At 72.8% G+C, this 25,133-nt stretch carries 22 protein-coding genes; 8 read left to right on the top strand and 14 right to left on the bottom strand.

All coding sequences use genetic code 11. The features are described from left to right. Positions 1 to 64 precede the first annotated feature (64 nt). Positions 65 to 1,864 carry a glycoside hydrolase family 35 protein gene (locus tag OIE49_RS34565; protein ID WP_326806413.1) on the top strand — a complete coding sequence of 600 codons (1,800 nt, stop codon included), beginning with the start codon at positions 65 to 67 and terminating at the stop codon, positions 1,862 to 1,864. Positions 1,865 to 1,971: 107 nt separating this feature from the next. Here the strand turns inward: OIE49_RS34565 and OIE49_RS34570 are convergent, their stop codons facing one another. The 6 genes from OIE49_RS34570 to OIE49_RS34595 all read right to left on the bottom strand — a co-directional run bounded on the left by OIE49_RS34570 (position 1,972) and on the right by OIE49_RS34595 (position 8,483). Continuing rightward, positions 1,972 to 2,766 carry a maleylpyruvate isomerase family mycothiol-dependent enzyme gene (locus OIE49_RS34570; RefSeq protein ID WP_326805739.1) on the bottom strand — a complete coding sequence of 265 codons (795 nt, stop codon included), beginning with the start codon at positions 2,764 to 2,766 and terminating at the stop codon, positions 1,972 to 1,974. Continuing rightward, complete coding sequence (locus tag OIE49_RS34575; RefSeq protein WP_326805740.1) at positions 2,717 to 3,394, bottom strand: TetR/AcrR family transcriptional regulator; 678 nt, start codon at positions 3,392 to 3,394, stop codon at positions 2,717 to 2,719. Before OIE49_RS34575 ends, OIE49_RS34570 begins: the two co-directional genes overlap by 50 nt. 181 nt (positions 3,395 to 3,575) lie before the next feature. Continuing rightward, the gene (locus OIE49_RS34580) at positions 3,576 to 4,949 is read right to left on the bottom strand and encodes an AMP-binding protein (protein ID WP_326805741.1); all 1,374 of its coding nucleotides are present in this window, start codon (positions 4,947 to 4,949) and stop codon (positions 3,576 to 3,578) included. Positions 4,950 to 5,061: 112 nt separating this feature from the next. Further along, positions 5,062 to 6,060, bottom strand: coding sequence for a UbiA family prenyltransferase (locus tag OIE49_RS34585; RefSeq protein ID WP_326805742.1), 999 nt, complete (start codon positions 6,058 to 6,060; stop codon positions 5,062 to 5,064). 639 nt (positions 6,061 to 6,699) lie between these two features. Continuing rightward, entirely contained in the window at positions 6,700 to 7,362 is a 663-nt protein-coding gene (locus tag OIE49_RS34590; protein WP_326805743.1) for a response regulator transcription factor, read from the bottom strand. Next, positions 7,359 to 8,483, bottom strand: coding sequence for a sensor histidine kinase (locus OIE49_RS34595; protein ID WP_326805744.1), 1,125 nt, complete (start codon positions 8,481 to 8,483; stop codon positions 7,359 to 7,361). Before OIE49_RS34595 ends, OIE49_RS34590 begins: the two co-directional genes overlap by 4 nt. Positions 8,484 to 8,692: 209 nt before the next feature. On the opposite strand from OIE49_RS34595, the gene OIE49_RS34600 reads away from it, so the two are divergent. Next, positions 8,693 to 10,873 carry an MMPL family transporter gene (locus tag OIE49_RS34600; protein WP_326805745.1) on the top strand — a complete coding sequence of 727 codons (2,181 nt, stop codon included), beginning with the start codon at positions 8,693 to 8,695 and terminating at the stop codon, positions 10,871 to 10,873. 49 nt (positions 10,874 to 10,922) lie between these two features. Then, complete coding sequence (locus OIE49_RS34605) at positions 10,923 to 11,981, top strand: P1 family peptidase (RefSeq protein ID WP_326805746.1); 1,059 nt, start codon at positions 10,923 to 10,925, stop codon at positions 11,979 to 11,981. Positions 11,982 to 12,191: 210 nt separating this feature from the next. Here OIE49_RS34605 and OIE49_RS34615 read toward each other — a convergent pair whose 3' ends face one another. After that, positions 12,192 to 13,241 carry an aldo/keto reductase gene (locus OIE49_RS34615; RefSeq protein WP_326805747.1) on the bottom strand — a complete coding sequence of 350 codons (1,050 nt, stop codon included), beginning with the start codon at positions 13,239 to 13,241 and terminating at the stop codon, positions 12,192 to 12,194. Positions 13,242 to 13,419: 178 nt separating this feature from the next. On the opposite strand from OIE49_RS34615, the gene OIE49_RS34620 reads away from it, so the two are divergent. Then, entirely contained in the window at positions 13,420 to 14,142 is a 723-nt protein-coding gene (locus tag OIE49_RS34620; RefSeq protein WP_326805748.1) for a CBS domain-containing protein, read from the top strand. Positions 14,143 to 14,508: 366 nt separating this feature from the next. On the opposite strand, the gene OIE49_RS34625 is transcribed toward OIE49_RS34620, so the two are convergent. Further along, on the bottom strand, positions 14,509 to 15,387 hold the full coding sequence (locus OIE49_RS34625; protein WP_326805749.1) for an endonuclease/exonuclease/phosphatase family protein: 879 nt from the start codon (positions 15,385 to 15,387) through the stop codon (positions 14,509 to 14,511). Between the two features lie 260 nt (positions 15,388 to 15,647). Here OIE49_RS34625 and OIE49_RS34630 point away from each other — a divergent pair, with 260 nt between their 5' ends. Next, positions 15,648 to 17,495 carry an exo-alpha-sialidase gene (locus tag OIE49_RS34630; RefSeq protein WP_326805750.1) on the top strand — a complete coding sequence of 616 codons (1,848 nt, stop codon included), beginning with the start codon at positions 15,648 to 15,650 and terminating at the stop codon, positions 17,493 to 17,495. A gap of 51 nt (positions 17,496 to 17,546) precedes the next feature. On the opposite strand, the gene OIE49_RS34635 is transcribed toward OIE49_RS34630, so the two are convergent. Further along, complete coding sequence (locus tag OIE49_RS34635) at positions 17,547 to 17,879, bottom strand: putative quinol monooxygenase (protein ID WP_326805751.1); 333 nt, start codon at positions 17,877 to 17,879, stop codon at positions 17,547 to 17,549. Between the two features lie 133 nt (positions 17,880 to 18,012). Here OIE49_RS34635 and OIE49_RS34640 point away from each other — a divergent pair, with 133 nt between their 5' ends. Further along, positions 18,013 to 18,591 (top strand): restriction endonuclease, encoded by a 579-nt coding sequence (locus OIE49_RS34640; protein WP_326805752.1) that lies wholly within the window; start codon positions 18,013 to 18,015, stop codon positions 18,589 to 18,591. Between the two features lie 71 nt (positions 18,592 to 18,662). Here the strand turns inward: OIE49_RS34640 and OIE49_RS34645 are convergent, their stop codons facing one another. Both OIE49_RS34645 and OIE49_RS34650 read right to left on the bottom strand, forming a co-directional pair. Continuing rightward, positions 18,663 to 19,040: a DsrE family protein gene (locus OIE49_RS34645; protein WP_326805753.1), complete on the bottom strand. Its 378-nt coding sequence runs from the start codon at positions 19,038 to 19,040 to the stop codon at positions 18,663 to 18,665. 137 nt (positions 19,041 to 19,177) lie between these two features. After that, positions 19,178 to 21,061, bottom strand: a complete 1,884-nt coding sequence (locus OIE49_RS34650) for an ATP-binding cassette domain-containing protein (RefSeq protein ID WP_326806414.1) — start codon at positions 21,059 to 21,061, stop codon at positions 19,178 to 19,180. Between the two features lie 401 nt (positions 21,062 to 21,462). Here OIE49_RS34650 and OIE49_RS34655 point away from each other — a divergent pair, with 401 nt between their 5' ends. Then, positions 21,463 to 23,109, top strand: coding sequence for a phospholipase C (locus tag OIE49_RS34655; RefSeq protein ID WP_326805754.1), 1,647 nt, complete (start codon positions 21,463 to 21,465; stop codon positions 23,107 to 23,109). Here OIE49_RS34655 and OIE49_RS34660 read toward each other — a convergent pair. Genes OIE49_RS34660 through OIE49_RS34670 form a run of 3 tightly spaced genes read right to left on the bottom strand, consistent with a single transcriptional unit; the run spans position 23,072 to position 24,824 of the window. After that, positions 23,072 to 23,533: a hypothetical protein gene (locus tag OIE49_RS34660; protein WP_326805755.1), complete on the bottom strand. Its 462-nt coding sequence runs from the start codon at positions 23,531 to 23,533 to the stop codon at positions 23,072 to 23,074. The genes OIE49_RS34655 and OIE49_RS34660 overlap by 38 nt on opposite strands. Next, complete coding sequence (locus OIE49_RS34665; RefSeq protein ID WP_326800589.1) at positions 23,530 to 24,582, bottom strand: metallophosphoesterase family protein; 1,053 nt, start codon at positions 24,580 to 24,582, stop codon at positions 23,530 to 23,532. Before OIE49_RS34665 ends, OIE49_RS34660 begins: the two co-directional genes overlap by 4 nt. Then, on the bottom strand, positions 24,579 to 24,824 hold the full coding sequence (locus OIE49_RS34670) for a plastocyanin/azurin family copper-binding protein (protein WP_326805756.1): 246 nt from the start codon (positions 24,822 to 24,824) through the stop codon (positions 24,579 to 24,581). The genes OIE49_RS34665 and OIE49_RS34670 overlap by 4 nt, the downstream gene beginning before the upstream one ends. Here OIE49_RS34670 and OIE49_RS34675 point away from each other — a divergent pair. After that, on the top strand, positions 24,814 to 24,966 hold the full coding sequence (locus OIE49_RS34675; protein ID WP_326805757.1) for a hypothetical protein: 153 nt from the start codon (positions 24,814 to 24,816) through the stop codon (positions 24,964 to 24,966). The genes OIE49_RS34670 and OIE49_RS34675 overlap by 11 nt on opposite strands. The last annotated feature ends 167 nt before the right edge of the window (positions 24,967 to 25,133 follow it).

Below are 25,133 nucleotides of genomic sequence, written 5' to 3' on the forward strand. Positions count from 1 at the left end.
TCCGTTCTCCGTACTCCACCTCGAAGGAGCGGCCGTGAAGAAGCCGGACGCGCGCCACCGCGTCATGAGAGAGGAACAGCCGGCGCCCGCCCTGTCCCACCCGGACGGAGAACTCCTGCGGTACGGCCGTCCGCACCGCGTGCTCGCCGGGTCGCTGCACTACTTCCGGGTGCACCCCGAGCAGTGGGCGGACCGGCTGGCACGACTGGCCGCCCTGGGTCTGAACACGGTCGACACCTATGTGCCGTGGAACTTCCACGAGCGGCACCGGGGCCGGGCGGGCTTCGACGGGTGGCGCGACGTCGAACGGTTCCTGCGCCTCGCGCAGGAGGCCGGCCTGGACGCGATCGTGCGGCCCGGCCCGTACATCTGCGCGGAATGGGACAACGGCGGGCTGCCCGCCTGGCTGACGGGCACGCCGGGGATGCGTCCGCGGTCCTCCCACGGCCCCTTCCTGGACGCCGTGGCGGGCTGGTTCGACCGGTTGATCCCGCGTCTCGCCGCCCTTCAGGCCGCGCAAGGCGGGCCCGTCGTCGCGGTGCAGGTCGAGAACGAGTACGGCAGCTACGGCGACGACCACGTGTATCTGCGTCGGCTCCGCGACGCCCTGGTGGAGCGCGGCATCACCGAACTGCTCTTCACGGCCGACGGCCCGACCGAGCTGATGCTCGACGGCGGCACCCTGCCCGAGGAGCTCGCGGCCGCGACGTTCGGCTCCCAGGCGGCCGAGGCCGCCGCCCTGCTGCGCAAGCGCCGCCGCGGCGAGCCGTTTTTCTGCGCGGAGTTCTGGAACGGCTGGTTCGACCACTGGGGGGAGCCGCACCACGTCCGCTCGCCGCGGAGCGCGGCGGGGACGCTGGGCGACATCCTCGACGCCGGTGGCTCGGTCAGCCTCTACATGGCGCACGGCGGCACCAACTTCGGGCTCTGGGCGGGCTCCAACCACGACGGCGAGTCCGTCCAGCCGACCGTGACCAGCTACGACTCGGACGCGCCGATCGCCGAACACGGCGGGCTCACCCCGAAGTTCCACGCCCTGCGCGACCAGCTCAACGCCCTGACCGGCCGCCCGGAGCAGCCGGCGCCCGCCGACCCCGTGCTGCTGGCACCCCGCGTCGTCCCGGTCGTCCGGGGCGCCGGACTGCTGGGCGGGCTGGAAGCCGTGTCCCGGCAGGCGGACTCACCTCACCCGCTGACCTTCGAGGAGCTGGGACAGTCCTCGGGCCTGGTGCTCCACCGCGCGCAGCCGAAACTCCCCGAAGGCGCCATCGACCTGACCGTCAGCGGACTGCACGACCGCGCCCAGGTCTTCGTCGACGGCGTCCCGGCCGGGATCCTCGACCGGGAGACCGGCACGCTCACCCTCCAGGGCACGGGCCGGCGGGTGCGGCTGGAACTCCTCGTCGAGAACCAGGGGCGGATCAACTACGGACCGCTCCTCGGGCAGGGCAAGGGCATCCTCGGCCATGTCCGAGTGGGACGCCGGATGGTCCACGGCTGGACGACGCACCCGCTGCCGCTGGACGAGTGGTCGGGAGAGGAGGTCGCCCGCGCTGCGGCCGCCGGCGACCCGCGGGGCACGGCCGGGTTCGCCACGGCACGGTTCGCGGTGGACGAACGGGCGGACACCTTCCTGGCCCTCCCCGGCTTCGCCAAGGGGTTCGTCTGGATCAACGGCTTCCTGCTCGGCCGGTATTGGGAGATCGGCCCCCAGGTGACGCTCTACCTCCCGGCGCCGCTCCTGGTACCGGGCGAGAACACCGTCACCCTGCTGGAACTGGAACGCCTTGGGGAGCACATCGAACTGCGCGACGCGCCGGAGCTGGGGGAGCCCGAGGAGTACATCGAGACCTTCACCTCGTAGCGGCACCCCCGGCGCCCCGGCCACGAAGGCGCGCGGCCCGGGCGGCACCGGCACAACGCCGTCCCACGGTTCCGTCCGGGCCTGCTCCCAGGGCGCCCGACGGCGGATCAGAAGACGACCCGGGCCCGGCGGACGGCCGCGAGCGCCGTATCCGCTCCCCGGACGAGTTCCAGCGGCACGTCCGGATCGCGTCCGGCCAGGGCGCGCAGACAGGCGACGGCGTCCGCCCGGACGACCGACGCCGGCTCGCCCGAGCCGAGCAGCCACGCGCCCCCGGCGGGCCCGGTCAGCTCCAGCGCGACGGGTGCCCCGGACCAGGCCAGGGCAAGATCGCGGATCACCTGCTCGACGATGAGCCGGTCGTGCTCGCCCACCACGAGGGACTGTCCCGTGGCCCGGGCCAGGTCGATGCGGTGCATCCACAGGTCGCGGTTGTAGATGGTGTCGAGCAGGTGGCCGACGGACATCCGGGGCGCCGCGGCCACACCGGTGTCGATCCTGGCGCGCCGCATCAGACCCGGGCGGCGCCGTCGCGCCCGTGCGGCACGGGGCCACAGCAGCGCGAATCGCGCGGCCAACTCCGGTCCGGACGCGCTCGTGTGGTCGGCGATCTGCGCCGCCATGTGGGCGTCGACCGGGCCCATGCCAGGGTGGCGCCGCCTGCCCGTGATCTCCCTGCGCGCCATGGTGGCCAGGGAGATGTTGTCCTCGCACTGGGCGACGAGGTGGGAGACCAGGGTGCGCACGTCCCACTCCACGCAGTCGGTGGGACGGTGCCAGTCGTCGTCACCCAGCTTTTCCAGTACGGCCATGGCGGCCCGGCCTTCCGCTTCGGCGACCGCGGCCGACTGGTCACGGTCGGTCTGCGGCAGGCGTGCGGCCTCCCCGTAGGTCTGCGTCATCGCTCTCGCCCTCCTTGGGGGCGTAGAAGTGGAAGAACATGTCCATCGCCGTCCGGGTGAGCCGGGTGAAGCGCCCCTCCTCGACCCGCGCGGACGGCTCGTTGGCGAGCTGCTGGCTGATCACGCCCGCCATCAGCGCCGTGCACAGGGCCACCCCCTCCTCGTCGGCGGCGGCGGGCGACAGCTGCCCGGCGCGTACGGCGGCCCGGAGGGCGTCCCGCAGGAGTTCCAGTTGCCGCACCGCGGGTTCGAAGGCCCGCGGGGTCGGTTCGAATCCCGGTACGGGCCGCCAGTACAGCAGTTGTGCCAGCACCGGATGGGCCATCGCCCAGGCGACGGTGGCCTGCTGGCCCGCCAGGAGGGCACCGCGCGGATCGCGGGACAGCATGTCCCGGTACGGCTCCAGGACACCGACCGTCTCCCGCATCCCCCGCTCGAACAGGGCGTCGTAGACGGCCGTCCTGGACGGGAAGTACTGGTAGAGCGAGGGCGGCCGCATCCCCATCCGCCGGGCCACCTCGGACATGCTCAGTGCGGCGACGCCTTCTTCCGCCATCACCGCGAGCGCGGTGTCGAGGATCTCCCGCACGGTTTCGTTGCGCCGACGCAGTCTCCGGTCCTCCCTCATGCCCTTAAGAAACCCTAATAGGTGTAGAGAAGTCAATACCCCGTCAGTTCTGCGATTGCGCGATCGCCCAGGACGCGCGGGAAAAGCAGAGACCTCGGCGCGCGTCGGCGGACAGAATCCGGTGCGTGACGATCTCGGCCGAGCGGACGGCGGCCTCGCCTCCGGCAGGCCCGGCGGCTGGTCATCCGCCTCGAGCGCCCGCACGGAGCGGCCGGCTCGGGCCGGCTGTAAGGCGCAGGCCAGACCGGAGGCCGTCGGGGATCGTGTCCACCTCGCGGTCGAGCAGCAGCAGCCGGCCGGAGCGGGTGATGAGCCCGAGGTCCCCGGTGGTGAACCAGGGCCCGGACAACTTGGCGCGCATCCTCTCCGCTTCGCTGACGTATCCGGCGCACAGCGTCCGGGTGCGCGCCTGCACCAGACCTGCCCTGCCCCGCCCCAGCGGCTGGAGGGTCGCCGGGTCCACCACACGCAGCCCGGTCCTGCCGGGCGCGCTCCGCCCCAGGTCACGGGTGGTGGGGTGGCGCTCGCCGATCGCGCGTACGGACCTGCGCGTCAGACAGCGGAAGGTGAGCGGCCCGGTCTCGGACTGTCCCCACACCTGCACCCACAGCGGCAGCCGGCGCCGGGTCGCGGTCAGGAACGTCCGTACCGTGGGCGGGTGGACGGCGTCGAAGGTGTTGATGTAGAGCCGGACGTCGTGGAACGGGGTGTCCGGCTCTCTCGCCAGCGGTTGCCAGCGTACGAAGGCCGAGGGCGCGGCCTCCAGCACGGTCGGCGGATGGGCGCGCAGGACGGGTTCGGCGAGCCGGAGGTCGTAGCCGTCCAGGATCACCGCAGCGCGCGGGGCGAGCCACAGCACGCTGATCGTCCAGGCGAGGCCCCGCCCGTGCGCGTACGACGCCGCCTGGGCGACGGTGTCGTCACGCCGGGTGGACACCAGGGGCAGGCGGCGTGCCTCGGCGGCGGCGATCCGGTGGATCAGCGTCCGGGCGGAGTGCCGGACCAGCTTGGGGATCCCGGTGGTTCCCGAGGTGTGCATGATGGCCAGGGTCAGGTCGTCCGGGCGGGGGCGGGGCGACGGTGTCCGGTGGCCGCGCACGTCCGCGAGCGTGATCGCGCCCGGTGCCGGGGCGTCCAGGGTGAGGGTGCGGCGGGTGAAGGCGGTGAGGTCGGTCTCCGCGCCGCGCGCGGCCGCCAGCGTGACCGCGGTGGTGACCAGCGCGGTGGCGTCGAGGCGCCTGAGCAGCACCTGGAGCGTCTCCGCCGGGAGGCGGTCGGAGATCAGCGCGGGCACCGCGCCGATGCGGGCGGCGGCGCAGGCGAGCAGGACGTAGTCCCAGTGGTTGGGTTTGATCACGGCGACCCGGTCGCCCGGCGCCACGCCCAGCCCCTCCAGCCAGCCCGCGGCCTGGCTCACCAACCGGGCCAGGTCAGGGAGGTCGTACGTCGTCCGGCCGTCGTCCGCGATGTCCAGCGGCCGGCTCAGATGGACCGTCGTCCCGGTGCCGCGGTCGGCCAGGTCGTCGAAGAACCTTCCGGGGGCGGGGAGCTTCATCGGGTACCTCCGTGGAGTCACGTCACACGCACGGGAGTTGAAGGAAGGTGAGGCGCGGCGGGTCGGGCGGGGCGCGGGACGTCGGCTCCGGTACCCGCGCCGCCTTTCCGGCTCAGGCGGAGCCGGCGACCAGGAGGTTGACCGCCACCAGTGTGACGACCAGGAGCCGGTGGGCCCGGATGCCGAGCAGCCGGCCGCGCAGAATGTCTCCGCGCACCATGCCGACCGTGAACTGCCGGGCGCGGGTCGCTTTCAGCGGGACGAAGGCGAGCGGGAACCACCACAGGGCGAGGTCCAGCAGCGGGGCGGTGACGATCACGGTGGTCTCGACCACCGAGAGCGCCCCGATGAACAGACGGTTGCCGCGGGGGGACAGCAGGCACGCGGCGGTCGGCCGGCCCGCCGCGCGGTCGGCTTCGGCATCGTGGGTGTTGGAGTACACGCCGAACAGGAGCGGACCCAGCCCGAACAGGAACGCCTCCACGGCGGCGAGCCCGCCGGCCTTTCCGGTGAGCAGGCCGAACAGTGGCAGCACGAAGGCCCAGCCGACCACGGCGAGGAACACTTCCTGGAAGCCCCGGTGGCTGAGCCGCAGTCCCCAGGAGTACTGCGGGACGACGACGGCGGTGGCCACGAGCGCGAGCACGGCCCACAACGGGCGGTGCGGCGCCCAGAACAGCGCCGCCGCCCAGCACAGAGCCCCGGCGACGAGCGCGCACCCGGCGAAGCGGATCGCGGCCGTCTCGGTGAGCGTCCCGGCCGGCAGGGTCTTGCCTGCCAGTGCCCGCGCCGCCGCGTCCGGGCCGTGGTTGGCAGCGTCGCTTTCGTCCCGGTGGCCGGTGACGTCGTCGAACGCGACGGCCGCCGCCACCAGGCACACCTCGCCCAGCAGGAACGCGGCCGACGTCAGCAGCGACGCCCCGTCGAGCCCTTGCCGGGCGGTGGGGAGCAGTGACAGGACGACGGCCACGCTGAGGTAGTAGTCGACCATGCCGAGCCTGGCCGGCCACAGGTAGGCGGACAGCCGGGCCCCCGGTCGCCGGCCGGGGTGGACGCCGGCCTCCCGGGGTGGCGGCTTTGCTGCGGTTCCGGTGTTGAGGTCACTGGTCATGGACGCTCCCTGTGGTCGTGGCGTCGGGCGTCCGCGGAGCGCGGAGCAACGGTGCCGCCCGGACGAAACCGGCCCCGGCGAGCGTGGTCCGCTCCCCGGCCGCCCGGACCGACGGCAGCGTGCTGCCCGTCCGCGACCCCGAAGCGCCGCAGTCGCCTGCCCTGCCCGGGACCCCATGGGCCGTCAGGGCACTGTCAGCGCCGAACCGCCGGTCGGCGACAGCGGATCCGTGCATGAGATCTCCTCGGACGTCTCGGGCCCGCTGCCCGACGACACACACAGAAGATCACATTGCGCAATTGTCATCTCGCTCTCCGTGCCGGCTCCGTCCCTGGCCGCACTGCGGCATCCCAGCCGTACGGCCAGGGTTTCCCGCCGGGACGGCCGGTTTTGCGGGCGCACAGGTTTCACTGTGCGGAGTGACCCTGATCGCCCGGTCGGAGGCGCGCGGCCTGTCGGCCTCCGGGGCCCGCGGCGGCCCGGTGCACGACGCAGGGTGGTGACGGCCGACGAGCCGCCGGACCCGCCCGGCCACCGGGCCCCGGCGGGTGGGAAAGGCGCGGAGGTGTGTAAGGAGGTGCGGTTCGTTCCCGCCGACGCTCCCGCGGTGGGCCGGCCCCGCGAGCCGGACGGACGCGGTCAGCGGCTCCGAGGTGTCACCAGTCCCGACTCGTAGGCGAGGACGACGAGTTGGGCACGGTCGCGGACATGGAGCTTGACCATGGCCCGGTTGACATGGGTCTTCGCGGTCATCGGGCTGATCACCATGCGGTCGGCGATCTGGTCGTTGGACAGCCCCTGCGCGACCAGGGCGACGGCCTCGCGCTCGCGGTTGGTCAACTCCCTGAGCCCCGGGCCGGCTTCCGCGCCGAGCGGCTGGGTGACGTACCGGCTGATCAGCTTGCGGGTGATCGACGGCGCGAGCAGGGCGTCGCCCCGCGCGGCCACACGCACCGCGTGCAGGAAGTCCTCCGGCACGATGTCCTTGACGAGGAACCCGGCCGCGCCCGCGCGCAGCGCGTCCAGAACGTACTCGTCCAGGCCGTAGTTGGTCAGGATGACGACGTGCACCCCGGACAGCGCGGGGTCCGCGGCGATGTGCCGGGTCATCTCGATGCCGTCGAGGACCGGCATCCGGATGTCGACGAGCGCGATGTCGGGCAGGTGCTCCCGGACCAGTGCCAGGCCCTCCTGCCCGTCACCGGCCTCGGCCACCACCTCGATGTCGCCCTCCAGGTCGAGCAGCGCGCGGAATCCGCTGCGCAGGAGCGGCTGGTCGTCGACGAGCAGGACACGGATCACGACGCCTGCTCCACGGGGAGTTCGGCCTGGACGGTGAAGCCCCCCTCGACGCGCGGCTCGGCCCGCAGCCGGCCCCCGAGTGCGGTGACGCGCTCCCGCATCCCGAGCAGTCCGACGCCGGGCGTCGGGGTGGTCTCCCGTGTGGCCCTGCCGTCGTCGTCGACGCGTATCGTCAGTGCGTCCGGACGGCAGTCGATCCGGACCGACGCCGAGTCCGCGGCGGCATGCCGGGCGATGTTGGTGAGCGACTCCTGCACGATCCGGTAGACGGTCCGGTCCACCGCGGCGGGCACGTCGTGCCGTCGCCCTCTGATCGTCAGCGTCGCGTCCAGGCCGATCGCACGGGCCCGTTCCACCAACTCCGGTACGTGGTCGAGGCCGCGCGGCGGGGCCGTGTCGTCGTCGCGCAGCGCCTCCAGGGTCGCGCGCAGTTCCCGGCTCGCCTCACGTCCGGCCTCCTGGATCGCCAGCAGGGACGACGGCACCTGCTCGCCGCGCCTGCGGGCCACATGGACGGCGACCTCGGCCTGCACCTTGATGATCGAGATCTGGTGGGTGAGGGAATCGTGCAACTCCCGTGCGATGTGCAGCCGTTCCTCGTCGGCGCGGCGCCGCGCGGTCTCCTCCCGGGTGCGCTCGGCCTCGTCCGCCCGCCGTTCGGCCTGCCGCAGTGCCTCGCCCGCCGCGCCGGCCGCGATCAGCCAGGCCACCTCCAGGGCGCCGCGGGCCCGCGCGAACGCCTCACCGGTGTCGTGCAGCGAGACCAGGGCCGCCAGGGGGAGAGCGGCCAGCATCGCGACGCTCGCCACCACCGTGGCGGTGCGGTGACCCGCCCGCACGGCGGCGTACACGGCGAACAGGTAGGCGACGGCGGGCACATCGAAACCCGCCGCCTGATAACCCACCGCGCACAGTCCGGTGACGGCCAGCACCGGCAGCGGGGCCCGGCGGCGGGCGGTCAGCGCCAGGCCACCGGCCACCAGCAGCGCGCAGCCGAACAGACCGGGGTCGCCGGCCGGTTGCCGCCCGGACAGCCCGGTGGCCAGCAGCGCCCCCGCCACACCGACGGCGATCGCCCAGTCCCCGGCACCGGCCGGGACACCGAACCGTCCTCTGTCCATGGGCGCACCCTAGCCGGACGGCGCCGCGGGCGGGTCCCGCTCACGGACGAGCGCCCGACTACCGCGCCCGTGGTAGAGGGGCGGCGTCCGCGGTATCCGCCGTGGCCGCGTGCGCCGTCGGCGGCAGCCCGAAGTGCCTGCGCCCGGGGGACGTTCGACGGTGGGTCCGGCGGACATGATCGGGCGACGTCCAGTCGCAGGAGGAGAAGATGACGGCAACCGACAACCCCCGTACGGAAGGAGCCCTGGCGGCACTGGCCCGGTTCTGCTACCGGCGGCGCCGCCTGGTGCTCCTGGCATGGATCGCAGGCGTGATCGCCGTGGCGTTCGCCGGCTTCGGTTACGGCGCCGCCCCCGACAACGACTTCTCCGGCGGAAGCTCCGACTCCGCCAAGGCGCAGGCGCTGATCGAGAAGTACTTCCCCGAGCGGCAGGGGGACACGCTGACCCTCGCGATCAAGGCGGACAAGGGCATCGACGACCCGGCCGCCCGGCAGAGGATCGAGAAGGTCATCGCCGATCTGGACGCCTCACCCGTGACGGGACCGGTGACCTCGCCGTACCAGGACGAGAACCTGGTGACGAAGGACCGCCGTATCGCCCGTACGACCATCCCACTGACCGTCAAGGACGTGCGGAAGACCGAGGTCAAGCCCCTGGTGAGCCTGGTCAAGGAGGCCTCCGGGGACGGCGTGACACTGGGGCTCGGCGGACAGATGGCGGAGAAGGCCGAGACACCCCCGCAGGGCTCGTCCGAGAGCGTGGGCATCGTGGCCGCCGCGGTGATCCTGTTCATCGCCTTCGGGTCACTCGTGGCGATGGGCCTGCCGATCGTGACCGCGCTGCCGGCGATCGTCGCGGGCCTCGCCCTGACGAAGCTGGTGGCCTATCTGGTCCCCGCACCCGATTTCACCGCGATCCTGGCCGCGATGATCGGGCTCGGCGTCGGCATCGACTACGCGCTGTTCATCGTGACCCGCTACAAGGACGGCCTCCAGGCCGGCGACACGCCCGAGACCGCCACGGTCAAGGCCATCACCACGGCCGGCCACGCGGTCCTGTTCGCCGGCACGACCGTCGTGATCGCGCTGCTGGGCCTGATCGTCATGGGACAGCGGCTGATGACCGGAGTGGCCGTCGCCACGTCGGTGATCGTGCTGGTGACCATGATCGCCGCGGTGACCCTGCTGCCCGCGTTCCTGGGCTTCACCGGGCACAGGATCAACGCGCTGCGCCTGCCCCGTCGTACGTTCCGGCGCAGCGGGGCCGACGGTGCCCCGGCGCGGGAGCGCCGTACGCTCGCCGAGCGCTGGGCCGGCGTGGTGCAGCGCAGGCCGCTGGCCGCCGCGGTACTGGCCGGCACGGCCCTGCTGGTGCTGGCCGCCCCCACGCTGTCGATGCGGCTGAGCAACCCCGACGCCAGCGTCCAGCCCCGTGACAGGAGCAGCTACACCTCGTACAAGATCCTCTCCGAGGGCTTCGGGCCCGGCTACGCCGCTCCCCTGATCCTCGCCACCGAGGCCGGTCCCCATCACAGCGACCTGCGTGCCGTCGCCGAAGCCGTCGCCGGGACCGAGGGCATCGCCTATGCCACGCCGCCCCAGGTCAGCGAGGACGGGCAGGCCGCGCTCCTCATGGCCTTCCCCAGGACCGGATACCAGGACAAGGCGACCGCGGACCTGGTCCACCGGCTCCGCGACGACGTGCTGCCGAAGGCGCCCGGCGGTGCGGCGGTCCATGTCGGCGGCCCGAACGCCGTCACGATCGACACGGCCGAGGACATCGGCTCGCGCCTGCCCTTGATGATCGCGGTCGTCATCGCGCTGTCCCTGGTGCTGCTGATCGCGCTGGTCCGGTCGGTCACCATCGCGCTCCAGGCCGCCGTGATGAACCTGCTGGCGATCGGCGCCGCCTACGGCGTGCTCGTCGCGGTCGTCCAGTGGGGATGGCTGGGCCCGGCCCTCGGTTTCCCCACCGCGATGCCGGTCACGACCTGGGTACCGATGATGATCTTCCCGGTGCTGTTCGGCCTGTCGATGGACTACGAGGTCTTCCTGATCTCGCGGGTCCGCGAGGAGTACGAGCGCACCGGCGACACCCGTACGGCCGTCGCGCGCGGGATGGCACGGACGGCCAAGGTCATCACGGCCGCCGCCGCCATCATGGTCGCCGTCTTCACGACCTCCCTGCTCGGCCCCGACGTCGCCGTCAAACAGGGAGGCCTGGGCATGGCCGTCGCCGTCCTCGTCGACGCCACCGTCATCCGGCTGATCCTCGTTCCCGCGGTCATGGAACTGTGCGGGGACACCAACTGGTGGATGCCCGGCCGCCGGACCCGGAGGACGACGACGGCTCCGGACACCCGGGTCGGGGAGGAGACCAGGGTCTGACCGCCCGCGCCGGGTGGCCCCCACGGTGCATGACGTAGCGTCCGGTCCCATGGAACCCATGGCTCACGTGCGGCCGGCACAGGGCGCCCGGCCTCGGGCCCGTGATCTCGGCATCGTCTTCGGGCGGGGCGGCACCGGTCCCCTCAACGCGATCACCGACGTTCCGGGCGTCCGGGTCGGGCACGCCACCGTCCGGCGTCCTCCCGACGTGCACAGCGGGGTGACCGCCGTCGTGCCCGGTGACGTCGCGCCCCACGCGCCGCTGCCCGCGGGGGTGTTCACCGGCAACGGCTACGGCAAGCTCATCGGCACCACCCAGGTCACCGAACTCGGCGCGCTGGAGACGCCGGTGCTGCTCACCTCCACCCTGTCGGCGTTCCGGGTCGCCGACGCCCTCCTCGGGTGGATGCTCGAACGGCCCGGATGCGGTGAGGTGCGGAGCCTCAACCCGGTCGTGGGCGAGTGCAACGACGGCTTCCTGTCCGACATCCGGGCGCGGCCGGTGCACGGGGAGCACGTCCGGGCCGCGCTCGACGGGGCGTCCGGCGGTCCGGTGGCCGAGGGCTGCGTCGGTGCGGGCACCGGAACGGGCGCCCTGGGCTTCAAGGCGGGGATCGGAACCGCCTCGCGCACGCCCGCCCTTGCGGGCCGGCCGTACATGGCCGGGGTCCTGGTGCAGGCGAACTTCGGCGGCACGCTGCGGGTGCTCGGCCGCTGCGTCACCCCGCGGTCCGTGGGCCTGACCGGCGACCCGGCGCCCGCGGCGGAGACCGGCTCCTGCATGATCGTGGTGGCCACGGACGCCCCCGTCGACGCGCGGCAGCTCACCCGTGTCGCCCGGCGGGCCGTGTTCGCCCTGGCCCGCACGGGCGCGGCCTACAGCCACGGCAGCGGCGACTACGCCATCGCCTTCGGCACGCGACCGCAGGCGGCCCCGGTGGCGGACGACGAACTGGGGCCCCTGTTCGAGGCAGTCCTCGACGCCGTCGAGGAGGCGGTGCTCAACTCCCTGCTGGCCGCGACCACGACCACGGGCTTCGGCGGCCGCACCCTGCCGGCCCTGCCCGCGGACCGGCTGCTGGACGCCCTCAACACCCCCGCCCTCTGACCGATTTCGTGTCAGGGGGTGGGGAGGGGGAGCGGGTCCTCGTCCCCGGTTCGGTGGTGAGGATCATGCGGTCCGGTACGTGAGCGGTGTCCCGGCGCCCCGTGAGCCAGCAGAGAAAGGCCGGTACGGCCGGGCCGACGATCCAGGAGATGTCCGTGCCGCCGAGCGGCTTCACCCTCGGGCCGGTGCAGAAACCGGTGCGGCCGGGCGTCACACGGCGGACCGGAACCCGGCCGGGCGCCGCCTGAGCGCCGGTTCGGCGAGGGACGGCGGAGTCCAGACGCCGTCCGGGGGGTATATGTCGGTCCCGGGCGGCACGATCTCGTCGATCCGGTCGAGTACCGCGTCGTCCAGCGCCACGGACCTGCCCTTGAGCGTGCTGTGCAACTGCCCCATCGTACGCGGACCGATGATCACCGATGTGACGGCCGGATGGGCGAGCGGGAAGGCGACGGCCAACTCAGGCAGGGAGCAGCCCACTTCCTCGGCCAGTTCGACGAGCTGCTCGACGATCTCCAGCTTCGCCGCCGTGCGCGGCGCCGCCGGATCGAAGCGGTCGGGGTGCAGGGTGGGGCGCCCGCTGCTCAGATCGAGAGCCCGGCCCTTGCGGTAGCGGCCGGTCAGGAACCCGGAGGCCAGCGGACTCCAGGTCAGCACCCCCATGCCCAGCCGCTGCGCCACCGGCAGCACATGCCTCTCGACGCCGCGGGCCAGCAGCGAGTACGGCGGCTGTTCGGTGCGGAACCGCTGGAGGCCCCGCCGGCCGGCCACGTGGTACGCCTCGACGATCTCGTCGGCGGGGAAGGTGGAGCAGCCGAACGCTCTGATCTTGCCCTGCCGCACAAGATCGGTGAGGGCCCAGAGTGTCTCCTCGATGTCGGTCGTGTGGTCCGGCCGGTGCACCTGGTACAGGTCGATCCAGTCCGTTCCCAGCCGCCGCAGACTGTCCTCCACCTCCCGGACGATCCAGCGCCGTGAGTTGCCGCCGCGGTTGGGGCCGTCCCCCATGGGGAAGTGGACCTTGGTCGCGAGCACCACGTCGTCGCGCCGGCCCTTCAGCGCCTTGCCGACGATCGTCTCCGACTCTCCGGCGGAGTACATGTCGGCGGTGTCGACGAAGTTGATCCCCTCGTCCAGCGCGGCGTGGACGATCCGGACGCACTCGTCGTGGTCGGCGTTGCCCACGAACCCGAACATCATGGTGCCGAGGCAGTAGGGGCTGACCTCGATGCCGGTCCCGCCCAGAACGCGGTGGCGCATACGACTCTCCTTGGATGGCGTCCACTTGGGTGGGACGACCCTACGAATTGGAGTCCGCTCCAAGGCAAGCGCGGGCCACGGGCGAAGGGACGTTCGGGCTCCCGCCGTGGGCTGTTCGGCCGCAGCGGGACGGGAGCGCGTGCGGTGGACTGGGGAGTGACAGGAAGGGCGCTGAGTGATGAGACGACGCAGTGTGGGCGAGTTGATGTGCCCCACCGCCGTGAGCGTGCGACCGGGCACGGCGTTCAAGGAGATCGCACGCGTCCTCGACGAGTACGACGTCACCGCCGTCCCGGTGGTCGACGACGAGGATCGGCCGATCGGGGTGGTGTCCGAGGCGGACCTGCTGCGCAGGCAGACGTGCGGCGGCGTGGGCAGGAACGCGGGGGAGCTGATGACGAGCCCCGCCGTGGTCGCGGAGCCCGGCTGGCACGCCGTGCGTGCCGCGCGGGCCATGGAGCGGCACAGGGTCAAGCGCCTGCCGGTGGTGGACGGAGACGGCCGGCTGATCGGCGTGATCAGCCGCCGAGACCTCGTGCGGCTGTTCCTCCGCCGGGACCGCGCCATTCAGGAGGAGATCCTGGAGGACGTCATCGTCCGGACGCTGGGCCTGCGGCCGTCCGCGCTCGCGGTCGAAGTCACCGAGGGCCGGGTCACGCTCAGCGGGACGGTGGAGCGCAGGAGCCTGATCCCGGCCACCGTGCGGCTGTGCGACAGCGTCGACGGCGTGGTGGAGGTGGTGAACCGGCTCGGCTTCGACCGGGACGACACTGTCAATACTCCCGCCGTACACGGTGGTTCGGTTCATCCGGAGGCCGGCGTGGGCGCGACGCGGGGCGGTGGGCACGGCCCGTCGTGGGTACTGTCACCGCCCCGGCTCCGGCTCGGAAGCCGGTGGTGAGCCGGTCGGTCGACGCGTCGGCGGTTCCCGGCAAGGTTCACCGGCTCGCGACGCCCGGCACGGCTCCCCCAAGCTCTTCGAGCAGGGGGGACCCCAGCCGCGTTGTCGAGCTTTCCGGCGAACCCTCCCGGCCACAGCACTGGGCGAGGCCGGCGCCCGCGACGCGGAGCCCCGCCGGTCGGCGGGCGAGGCCGTCCAGCGCGCTCAGCGGTCGGTCGGCGTCGTCGCCGCGGCCGCACGGCGCGAGCCCGACCCGTACGCCGGCCTCGTCGCCCGGACCCGGGTGTCTCCCGGAGCGGCTGGAGCAACGGGCGACGGGCTCGGAGCCCTGGCCGGCACCGTCGCAGGGGCGGCGGGCCGGGGGTTTCAGCGACCACGCCCGTGGAGCATCAGGTCCGCGACGACGGGGCGGTGGTCGGACGCCTCCGCTGCGACCTCCCTGGCAGCGGTCACGGTGATGTCGGGGGAGACGGCCACGAAGTCGATGCGCTTTTCGGGCCGGCCCGCCGGGTAGGTCCCGCCGCCGTCCGGGTCTGCGTCCCCGAGCCGCTGCCACAGCGGCGCCAACTCCGGTGCGTTCGCCTCTGCGTTGAAGTCCCCGACCAGGATCTTCGGGCCGCGGTCGGCGGCGAGCGCGTCGAGCATGTCCGCCACCTGGGCCCTGCGGACCGACGGGTCGCCACGGTAGTCCAGGTGCGTGTCGTAGACGTGTACGTGCGCACCCCTGACGTTGAGCGTCACCTCGGCGAAGCCGGGCGCCGGGGCGGGCACCGGATCGGGCGTCTGCGTGGAGAGCCGGGTGATCTCGTGGTTCTCGGCCTCCAGCACCGGGTGACGGCTCAGCACGGCGACGCCGAACCGGCGGCGCTCGGCGCCCTCGGTGGCAGGGTCCATGTCGTAGACGGGTGCGAAGAACACCCGCATGCCCAGCGTCCCGGCCAGCTCCCGGGCCTCGTCGGCGAAGTCGCTGCGGGCGCCCCAGTGGACGTCGACCTCCTGGAGCCCGACCACGTCGGCGTGCAGCTCACGAATCGCCCGCGCGGTCCGGTCGAGATCGAAGACCTCGTCCTCACCCGCCCCGGCATGGATGTTGAAGGTCGCCACCCGCAGCGGGACCGCCGGGGCGCGCGACCCGGCGGTCCCGGCGTCCGCGGCCGTCGCCGGTGCCGCCACGGCGAGCGCGGCGGTGGCGGCCAGCACGGCGGCGAGGCCGCGCCGGACAGGACGTCGGAACGTGGGCTTCATGCCGTCGACCCCTTCACCGTCTCCTCGGACAGCAGCACAACTGCGCCTGGGACGAGTGTGGTTGACGACCCCGCCCGCGTCGAGACCGCGCCCGTGGAGGCCCTGAGGGCACATCAGCGCGACGAAGGCCGCCGACGGAAGGGTTCACGTCGGACGTCAGACGTCATATGATCCGCGACGGCGGCAGACGCCCTGCCGTTCCGAGCGATAGGACAGCGATGTCTCACTTCCGGCGAAGGCTCCGATGGGGAGCAGGACTGGTGGGGCTCTCCACCGTCGTGGCACTGGCGGGCGGCGTGCCCGCGACCGCGGCCACCAAGCAGGCACCGGACTTCGATGCCACGCCCCCTCAGGCCGGCAAGCCCTTCTACGCGGAGCAGCAACTCGCGACCAACGGCCAGGGTGGGTTCCCGAACTACCGCATCCCGGCACTGGCCGTCACCAACCACGGCGACATCCTCGCCGCCTACGACGGCCGGCCCACCGCGATCGACGCGCCCGGCCCCAACTCCGTCCTCCAGCGCCGCTCCACCGACGACGGCGCCACCTGGGGGACGCAGACGGTCGTCCACGGGGGGAAGCAGGCACCCGTCGAGGGCTACTCCGATCCCAGTTACCTCGTCGACCGCTCAACCGGCGACATCTTCAACTTCCACGTGAAGTCCTTCGACCAGGGCTTCGGCGGGTCCCGGCCGGGCGTCGACCCCCAGGACCGCAACGTGCTGCACGCCGAGGTCAGCGTCTCCCACGACGACGGCCGCACCTGGCAGCACGAGGTCATCACCTCGGACGTCACCGCCGACCTCGGCTGGCGCTCCCGGTTCGCCGCGTCGGGCCAGGGCATCCAGCTGAAGTACGGCACGTACGCCGGGCGGCTGCTCCAGCAGTACACGATCATCAACGGCGCCGGTGCCTTCCAGGCCGTGTCCGTGTACTCCGACGACCACGGAAAGACCTGGAAGGTCGGCGAACCGGTCGGCTCGGGCATGGACGAGAACAAGACCGTGGAGCTCTCCGACGGCCGCGTCATGCTCAACTCCCGTGACTCGGGACGCTCCGGCTACCGCAAGGTCGCGATCTCCGACGATGGCGGCGTCACCTACGGCACCGTGACCATCGACCGGGAACTGCCCGACCCGGCGAACAACGCCTCCATCGTCCGCGCCTTCCCCAACGCGCCGAAGGGCTCTGCTCGCGCCAAGGTGCTGCTCTTCTCCAACGCGGGCTCCACCGGCCAACGCGCCAACGGCACGGTCCGGATGAGCTTCGACGACGGCGAGACCTGGCCGGTCGCACGGGTCTTCCAGCCGGCCGGTATGGCCTACTCGACGCTGGCGACCCTGCCCGACGGCAAGGTCGGCCTGCTCTACGAGCCCGACGGCGGCAACGGCGGCATCCGCTTCGCCCGCTTCAACCTCGCCTGGCTCCAGGGCGTCGCCGCGCCGCTGACCGCCGGGAACCTCACGGTCGAGCGCGGTGCCACGGCGGCCTTCCAACTCACGGTGGCGAACCAGAGCGGGTCGGCCCTCCACGTGAAGGACCTCGGCCTCGGGGTGCCGGCGGGCTGGACGTACGAACTGACGCCGCCGGACCTGATCCTCCCGGACTCCTCCAAGCGCGTCACCGTCACCCTCGGCGTCCCCGAGGGCGCGACCGGCGGCACCTATCCCGTGACCGCCACGCTCACGGACGCCAAGGGGCGCACATCCCGCGGGTCCTTCACCGTCGAGGTGCCGAAGACGGCCGACGACAACGCACCGGGGCGCATCCAGGTGACCGGCGGCACGCTCACCAACCCGCGGAACGACGGCTACCAGGCCGGTGACAGGCTGGTCTTCACCTACACCGTCACCAACCTGTCCGACGCGGCCACCACGGTGGTGCCGAGCGGGAACCTCAGGGATCTCGACCCGGCGGCCGACTCACGCAACTGCCGGTGGCGCGGCCTCGCGGCGCACGCCTCCTACACGTGCGCCTTCCCGTACCACGTCGTCTCACAGGAGGACCTGGACGCGGGGCACTTCACACCGGTGACCGAGTGGACCTCGACCTCTGACGACACCGTCACCGTGGTCGGGCACACCGGCGAGCGCGTCGAACTGGGCTGACCCGACCCGTCGTCGAACCGCCTCGCGGGGCAACTCCCGCGAGGCGGTTCGTCATTCCTGCTCGGCGACGGCCATCTCGCCGAGCAGCGACCAGTCGTCCTGCGCCAGCGTCGTGTTGACGATGCGGGGCGTCTCGGCCAGGTGGGGCGGCAGGGTCCGCTGCGCGGCCCTGAAGTGCTCCGACCGCACGTGGGCCGCCCCCGCCTCGTCGTCGCGGAAGGCCTCGACCAGGATGTACTCCGTCGGGTCCTCGACGCTGCGGGACCAGTCGAACCACAGGCAGCCCGGCTCGGCGCGGGTGGCCGCGGTGAACTCGTCGGCGATGCGCGGCCACTGGTCGGCGTATTCGGGGCGGACACGGAACTTGGCGGTGATGAAGATCATCGGTCTCCCTCAAGAAAACGGCCGTAGCCGTGACGGGCCGGACACGGCAGGCTTTGATGATCGTAGCCGACGGGGAACAAACCGCCCGGGGGTGCGGCGGTGCACCGCCGGATGGGGGAAGGGGCGGAACCTGATGGGGATCGCGCTGGTGGTGGCCCTGGCCCTCGTCGTGGCCGCGGCCGTCGTCACGGGCCTGGTGCGGGCCGGGCGACGCGAGGCGGCGGCCGAGAGAGGCCGGCTCGCCGAGGAGGCACGGCGGCGGGCGCGCCGGTCGCTGGAAGCGGTCTGGGCGATGGACGACCGCCGGTTCGAGGAGTACGTCGCCGAACTGTGCCGCCGGGACGGCTGCACCGACGTCCGGCGGGTCGGCGGCGCGGGCGATCTGGGCGCCGACGTGACCGGCCGCCTGCCCGACGGGCGCCGCATCGTCATCCAGTGCAAGCGGTACGCCAAGCACCGCAGCGTCGGCAGCCGTGACCTCCAGACCTTCAACGGCACCGCACGAGCCGAGCACCGGGCCGACGTCCCGGTCTTCGTCGCCTCCTGCGTCTTCACCCGGCCGGCCCGCGAGTTCGCGGCCCGGCACCGGCTCCGCCTCATCGACGTCGATCTGCTCGGCTTCTGGAACAGCGGCACCGCGCTGGCCTCGCTCCTGGACCTGGACATCGGCCGGTCCGGAACCAACCGCCGGCTCCACCCGGACCACGACTGACCGGCGCCCCGCGCGCCCGAGGCACACGGGGACAGCCCCGCCGGGCCGGGCGGCAACCGGGACCGGGCGCGTCATCCCAGCGGGACCAGGGACCATCCCTCGTGCTGACGGAGGGCCAGGTGCCACACGGCGGCCGGTACGACCCCCACGCCGGCCACGAGGATGTCGGCGGTCAGGCCGCGCCCGGAAAGGCTGTTGGCGCAGGCGAGGACGCGCGCCCCGGTCTCCAGCAGCCGGGTGACCTGTTCACCGGACTCCTCACCCAGGACGAGGTCCAGTCCGGCGCCGTAGGCCACGACCTCCACCTCGACGGGCCGGTCCGCCGCCGCCACCAGGTTCTGCACCGCGCGCACCACGCGGTCCGGTTCGGGAGCCGCCACGACGGCACGTACGGGAGCGGGGAAACCGGCCCTGGCGGCCCTGGCGGCCTCGGCGTTCTCGGCGTTCATGGGACCACCCTCGCATATCGGACAGTGTCTCGACGGGGGCCCGCGCGGCGGCGCGGCACGACGCGGCCGGCGGGACGGTCCGCCCGGCCGAACCGGGCGTACGCCTCGTCGCCGCGCCGCCGTCGTGCCCGCGTCCGTCAGCGGTCCTGGGACAGGCGGAGCAGGTCCGCGAAGACCCCGTTCGCCTCGACGAGTTCGTCGTACGGGCCCTGCTCGGTGATGCGGCCCTGCTCCATGACCACGACGTGGTCGGCGATCCTGGTGTTCTCCAGGCGGTGCGTGACGACGATGGTGATGCGTTCGCCGGCGATGGCCTTGATCCTCCCGAAGATTCCGTGCTCGCCCCGCGGGTCCATCTGCGAGGTCGGTTCGTCCAGGATCAGCAGCGGCGTCTGCCGGTAGAGCGCGCGTCCGCAGACCAGGCGCTGCCACTGGCCGCCGGACAGTTCGGCACCGCCCCACAGCTCCTTGGCGAGCAGGGTGTCGAGCCGCCGCGGCAGCTTCTCGACCGCCTCCCGCATGCCCACGGCATCGACCGCCTCCCAGACCGGTCCGTCGTCGTAGGTGCGGGGCTGGCCGAGGGTGATGTTCTCGCGGGTGCGCAGGGGCCAGCAGGCGAAGTTCTGCGGGACGAGGGCGGTGCGCTTCCACACGGCGTCGGGATCGGCGTCGGCGAGGTCGGTGCCGTCCCAGACGACGCGGCCCTTGTCGGCGAGGAGGATGCCCGTGATGAGCTTGGCGAGGGTGGACTTGCCCGAGCCGTTCTCGCCGACGATGGCGAGGATCTGACCGCGCCGCAGGGTGAGCGACACCCCGTTGACCGCCGGTTCGTCCTTGCCCGGGTACCGGTAGACGACCTCGTCGAGCCGGATCTCGTCCACGCGTTCGGGGATGGTCAGTTCACCGCGCCTGGGGGCGCGGTCGCGGGCCATGTCGAGGAAGGACCGCATGTCGGCCAGGTAGAGCGAGGTGTGGAACATGGCGGCGCCGTTGACGACGAACTGCGACAGCGCGCCCAGCGTGGTCTGCACGGCGACCACGGCGGTGGCGGCGACCGGAAGGGCGACACGCCCGGTGGTGGCCAGCCAGGCGAGGGTGGCCCAGGTGCCGAGCAGGAACACGCCGCCCAGGGCACTGGTCGCCAGCACGATGCGCAGCATGCGGGGCGCTGCGGTGAGGGTGCGCTGGTCGATGCGGTCGGACAGGGCGCGGTACCAGTAGACGAGGTAGCCGGTCATGCCGTTGGCGCGGACCTCGTCCCCGTAGCGCGAGTAGGTGGCCCACCAGCGCATCATGGAGCGGACGTTGCGGTCGCCGACGTTGAGGTAGTGGGTCTCGTAGTCGACGCGCGCGGACAGTACGGCGCCCACACCGGCCGGGACGACGGCCAGCAGGAGCAGCGGCAGCATCAGCGGGTGCAGGGCGGTGATGACGCCGCTCGCCGCGATCATGCGGATGAGCGCGGCCGTGAACCGCTGGCTGTCCTGGATCATGAACCGGGTCCGGGTGGCGCCGACCTCGGCGGCCTCCTGCCGGTCGGCGAAGCCGTCCTCCCCGTACGCCGACGCCTCGACCCGGCAGACGGCGGTGACGAGCGCGATGTCCGCCTCGGTCGTCAGCAGCGGTGTGATCCGCCCGTCGGCGTAGGAGGACAGGGCGCCGCTGATCCGGCCGACTGCCGCGGCGGCCATCACCACCGTCAGCGAGGGAAGCGCGCCGTTCAGGCGTTCGGTGACGGTACCGGTGCCGAGGATGTGGGTCATGGCCCGCGCGGTGAACGCGAGAACGAGCGCGGCCGTGGCGCCCGTGAGGAGCTGGCAGGCCAGCAGGAGCACCACGCCGGTCCTGTCGACGGACCAGGCCATGCGCGCGGTGTGCCCGAGTACGGAGGGAAGCCGGCGGCACATGGCGCCGAAACCGGCCTCCGCCAGCGGGTTCCTGCCGTACTTGCCCTCGAAGCTGATGGTGGCGGGAGGTGGAGGGGGAGGCGTTTCCCCGTTCACGGTCGAGGCGTCAGTCACAGTCACCTGAATCCCTCCTTGGGGCTCGCACCGCGCCTGGATGGCTCGGCAGTGCCCGGTACAACGAGGTGTCCGGAGAATCGAACACGCTCGATTCCGGACGCGGTGGACCCCTTGAGCTGCAAGGGGTCGCTCGGGTGGCCGCCGCAGTTGAGCCGCCGCCGGGCGAGGGCGGGTTGGCCGAAACGCCGATGCCCGAGACGCCTGGGGCGCATGGGTTTTGCAGGGCGCGACCCCGGTCCGCACCGCCGGCCGATCCGCTGGCCCACGGCCGGGCGCGTCCCCTGTCCGAGGAGGCGACGACCCGTTACCTTTCTCCGCGCCGGCACACCTTGGCCCGATCGACGCGCGCGCCGGAACCGGCTCCTGACCTGCCGTCAACCACCGCTGGAGACAGCCACATGGGACGCAGCACACGACTCCGGCCGCCTGCCGGACGCCGACTGCCCGCTGTCGCGGCCGGTACGGCGGCCGCCCTGATCCTGGCCCTGAACCCCTCGTCGGCCTCGGGCACCGCACCGGCGTCGCACACCCTGCCCGGCGGCTACCGGCACCTGGTCGTGATCTACGAGGAGAACCACTCCTTCGACAACCTCTACGGCACCTGGGGACCGGTCGGCGGCCAGAAGGTCGAGGGCCTGGCCCGGGCCACCGCCCGGCAGCGCACCCAGCGCGCCCAGGACGGCACGCCCTATCGTTGCCTGCTCCAGAACGACGTGAACCTGACCAGCCCGCCCCTGCCGTCGACCTGCCGCGACACCGCCCACGGGGTGGAGGCGAGCGCGTTCGCCAACGAGCCGTTCACCATCGACGACCACATCCGGCCGCGGGACCGCACCTGCCCGGCGCCCGGAGTCCAGGCGGACGACGGCGTGGCCAAGGACTCTCCGGGCGCCCTGCCCGGCGGCTGCACCCGGGACCTGGTGCACCGCTTCTACCAGAACCGGTACGCCATCGACGGCGGCCGGCAGGACCGCTACGTCACCGCCTCCGACGCCGTCGGCCTCACCATGGGCCACTACGCCACCACGTCGCTGCCGATCCACCGCTACCTGCACGCCCCGGGCGCCCCGCGCTACGTCCTGGCCGACCACTTCTTCCAGGGCGCGTTCGGCGGCTCCTTCCTCAACCACCAGTACCTGATCGCCGCGCGGGCGCCGCGGGACACCAGCGACGGCGCGTCCGGCGCGAAGAACACGGTCCTCGACGCCAACGGCATGCCCACGTCGTACCCGCTGTACTGGGCGACCGGCCCGGTGGTGGACGGCGCGCTGACCACCGCCTGCCCGGACAGCGCCCCGGTGGACTACGCGCGCGCGTGCGGCAGCCTGGCCGTCAACACGGTGCAGCCGTCCAGCGCACCGCACGGCAGCGGCCCCCGGATCCCGCTGATCGACGACGCGAAGTACCCCAACATCGGCGACCGGCTCACCGCCGCCGGCATCTCCTGGAACTGGTACTCCGGCGGCTGGGACGACGCGGAGGCCGGGCACCCCGGGCCGCTCTTCCAGTACCACCACCAGCCGTTCAACTACTTCGCCGGCTACGCCCCCGGCACGCCGGGCCGCAGCCACCTGCGCGACGAGACGGAGTTCCTGCGCGCGGCCGGGACCGGCACCCTGCCGGCCGTCAGCTTCGTCAAGCCCTACGGCGCCGAGAACGAGCACCCCGGCTACGCTGCCGAGGCGTACGGCAGCGACCACCTCGTCGACCTGCTGAAGGCGGTGACGGAGGGTCCGCAGGCCCGTGACACGCTCGTGGTCGTCACCTACGACGAGTTCGGCGGCCAGTGGGACCACCTGCCGCCCCCCGGACCGGGCTCGCCCACGCGCGGCGCCCACGACGCCTGGGGCCCCGGCACCCGCGTCCCGGCCCTGGTCGTCTCCCGCTCGCTGCCGCGCTCGGCCGTCGACCACACCGTCTACGACACCACCTCCATCCTTGCCACCATCGAGCGGAGCTACGGCCTGCAGCCCGTCGCCACCCGTGACGCGGTCGTCAACGACCTGTCTACGGCCGTCGCCGCCGGCGGCCGTAGGACCAGGTAGCGGCCCCCGGCACCGGCGCTCCCGCCGGAGACGCCGCGCTGCGCCGCCGGAAAGCGACGGCCTGCCAGATGGCGAGGAGCAGCAGGGTGCCGGTTTCGGCCAGGATGCTGAGCAGGGCCTGCGGTGCGGGCTGCAGGCCGTGTTCGGTGAATCCGAAGACGCCCACCGTGCGGGAGGCGGCGAAGCCGCCGAGGGCGCCCAGCGCCACCCCCGCGGCGGCGAGTTTCAGCAGCGGCGGCATCCCGATCAGCAGCAGCGCGGCGACGGCGAAGGAGACGCTCGCCTGGAGCAGGAACAGGGGCCCCACGACGGGGAGGAAGCGGTACTCGTCGACGTAGAGCCGGGCGTGGATGTATCCGCTCCCGGCGAGCATGACGGCGATCGCGGTACGCGCGGCCGGGGCGAGGAGTCCTCCGGCGGTCATGTCAGCCTCTCGTCCTTGATCGCCAGCTCCCGGTCGCCCTGCCGGTAGCCCACCGTGCGGATGCCGAGCGCGTCCTTGAGCTGTCGGGCGGGCACGACCTGCGGAGTGGGCGCGGGGGCCCGTCCCGGCTTCGGCAGCGGATAGGCCGTGGTGGTGGCGGAGTGGAAGGTGATGTTGCCGTCCGTCTTGGTGAAGAGCTGGTGGACATGCCCGTTGAGACAGGTGACGGAGGAGAAGCGGCGCAGGAGCGCGATGACGCGCAGCGCGTCGTCCGTACTCCAGCCCCACCGCGGGTACATGGCGAACAGCGGGATGTGGCTGAAGACCACGATGGGCGTGTCCGAGGACAGTCCCCTGAGGTCCCTGCGGACGAACTCGATCTGCTCCTCGCCGAGATGGCCGAGCTTCTCCAGGCTCAGGGTGTTGACCAGGGCGATGAAGTGCACGCCGTGGGTGTCGAAGCTGTACCAGCCTTCGCCGAGCGTGCCCTTGCCGAAGGTGTGCCGGTAGGCGCGTCCTGCGTCGCCGATGGAGTCGTGCTCGCCGGGCACCGTGAAGACACGGTCGGTCCGCATCCCGGTCATCATCTGCCTGACCTGGTCGAACTGCGAGGGCGTGGAGAGATGGGTCAGATCCCCGCTGTGCATCACGAAGTCGGGCCGGAAACCGAGCGAGTTGACCTGGCGGATCGCCTCGGAGAAGGAGCCGGCCACGTCCATGTTCGCCGGGCCCTGGAAGCCGATGTGGCTGTCGGAGACCTGCACGAACCGCAGCGCGCCGCTCGCCGTCGTACCGGCTCCCGCCGCCATGGCTCCGGCGGCCGTGGTGCCGGGGGCGCCGCTCCTGTCGGCGATGTGGCTGATCACCTCCCCACTGGCCACGGTCAGCACCACGGCACCGCCGAACCACCCCGCGTGCCGCAGGAGCTGGCGCCGGGTCATGCCGTTCGGGCCGTCGGGCTGCCCGGTGTCGTCCAGCGGTGCCGGATCGAGCCTGCCATCGGGCCTGCCATCGGGCCTGCCATCGGGCCTGTCGGGGTACGCGGTCATCGGGTCACCTCCACGGTGGCGGTCATGAACGGATGGATCGTGCAGAGGTAGTGGTAGGTGCCGGGCGCGGTGAACCGGTAGCGATACGTGGCGTGGGTGGCCAGGGCGGCCGAGCGCAACGGGCCGCCCGAACCGGCGCTGGTGACGGTGTGCGCGTCGGTGTCCTGGTTGGTCCAGGTCACCGTCGTGCCCGCTTTGACCTTCAGCGCGGCCGGGGAGAACGCGAAGTTCTTGATCGCCACGGCGCTTCCCGACACCGGCGCGGCCGGTGCGCGCGCGCTCGGGGACGTCATGGGCATGGTCATGCTGGGCATCGGCGGGGCGCCCGTCGAGGAGCCCGCCGGGCCTCCCGGCCCGGTGGCGCCGGGCGTCCCGGCCGGCTGACTCTGCCCCTGACCAGGCGTGATGCCGCCGGCCGCGGCGGACGGGGAATGCGACGACTGGCCGCACGCGCTGAGCAGCCCCAGCGTGCCGACGGCCGCGACGGCCAGCCCTCCGGCCGCGAGGCGTGAGCGCCGGCGCGGCGGATGTGGGCGACGTGGGCGACGCGG

Source organism: Streptomyces sp. NBC_01788, assembly GCF_035917575.1.
Classification (GTDB): domain Bacteria; phylum Actinomycetota; class Actinomycetes; order Streptomycetales; family Streptomycetaceae; genus Streptomyces.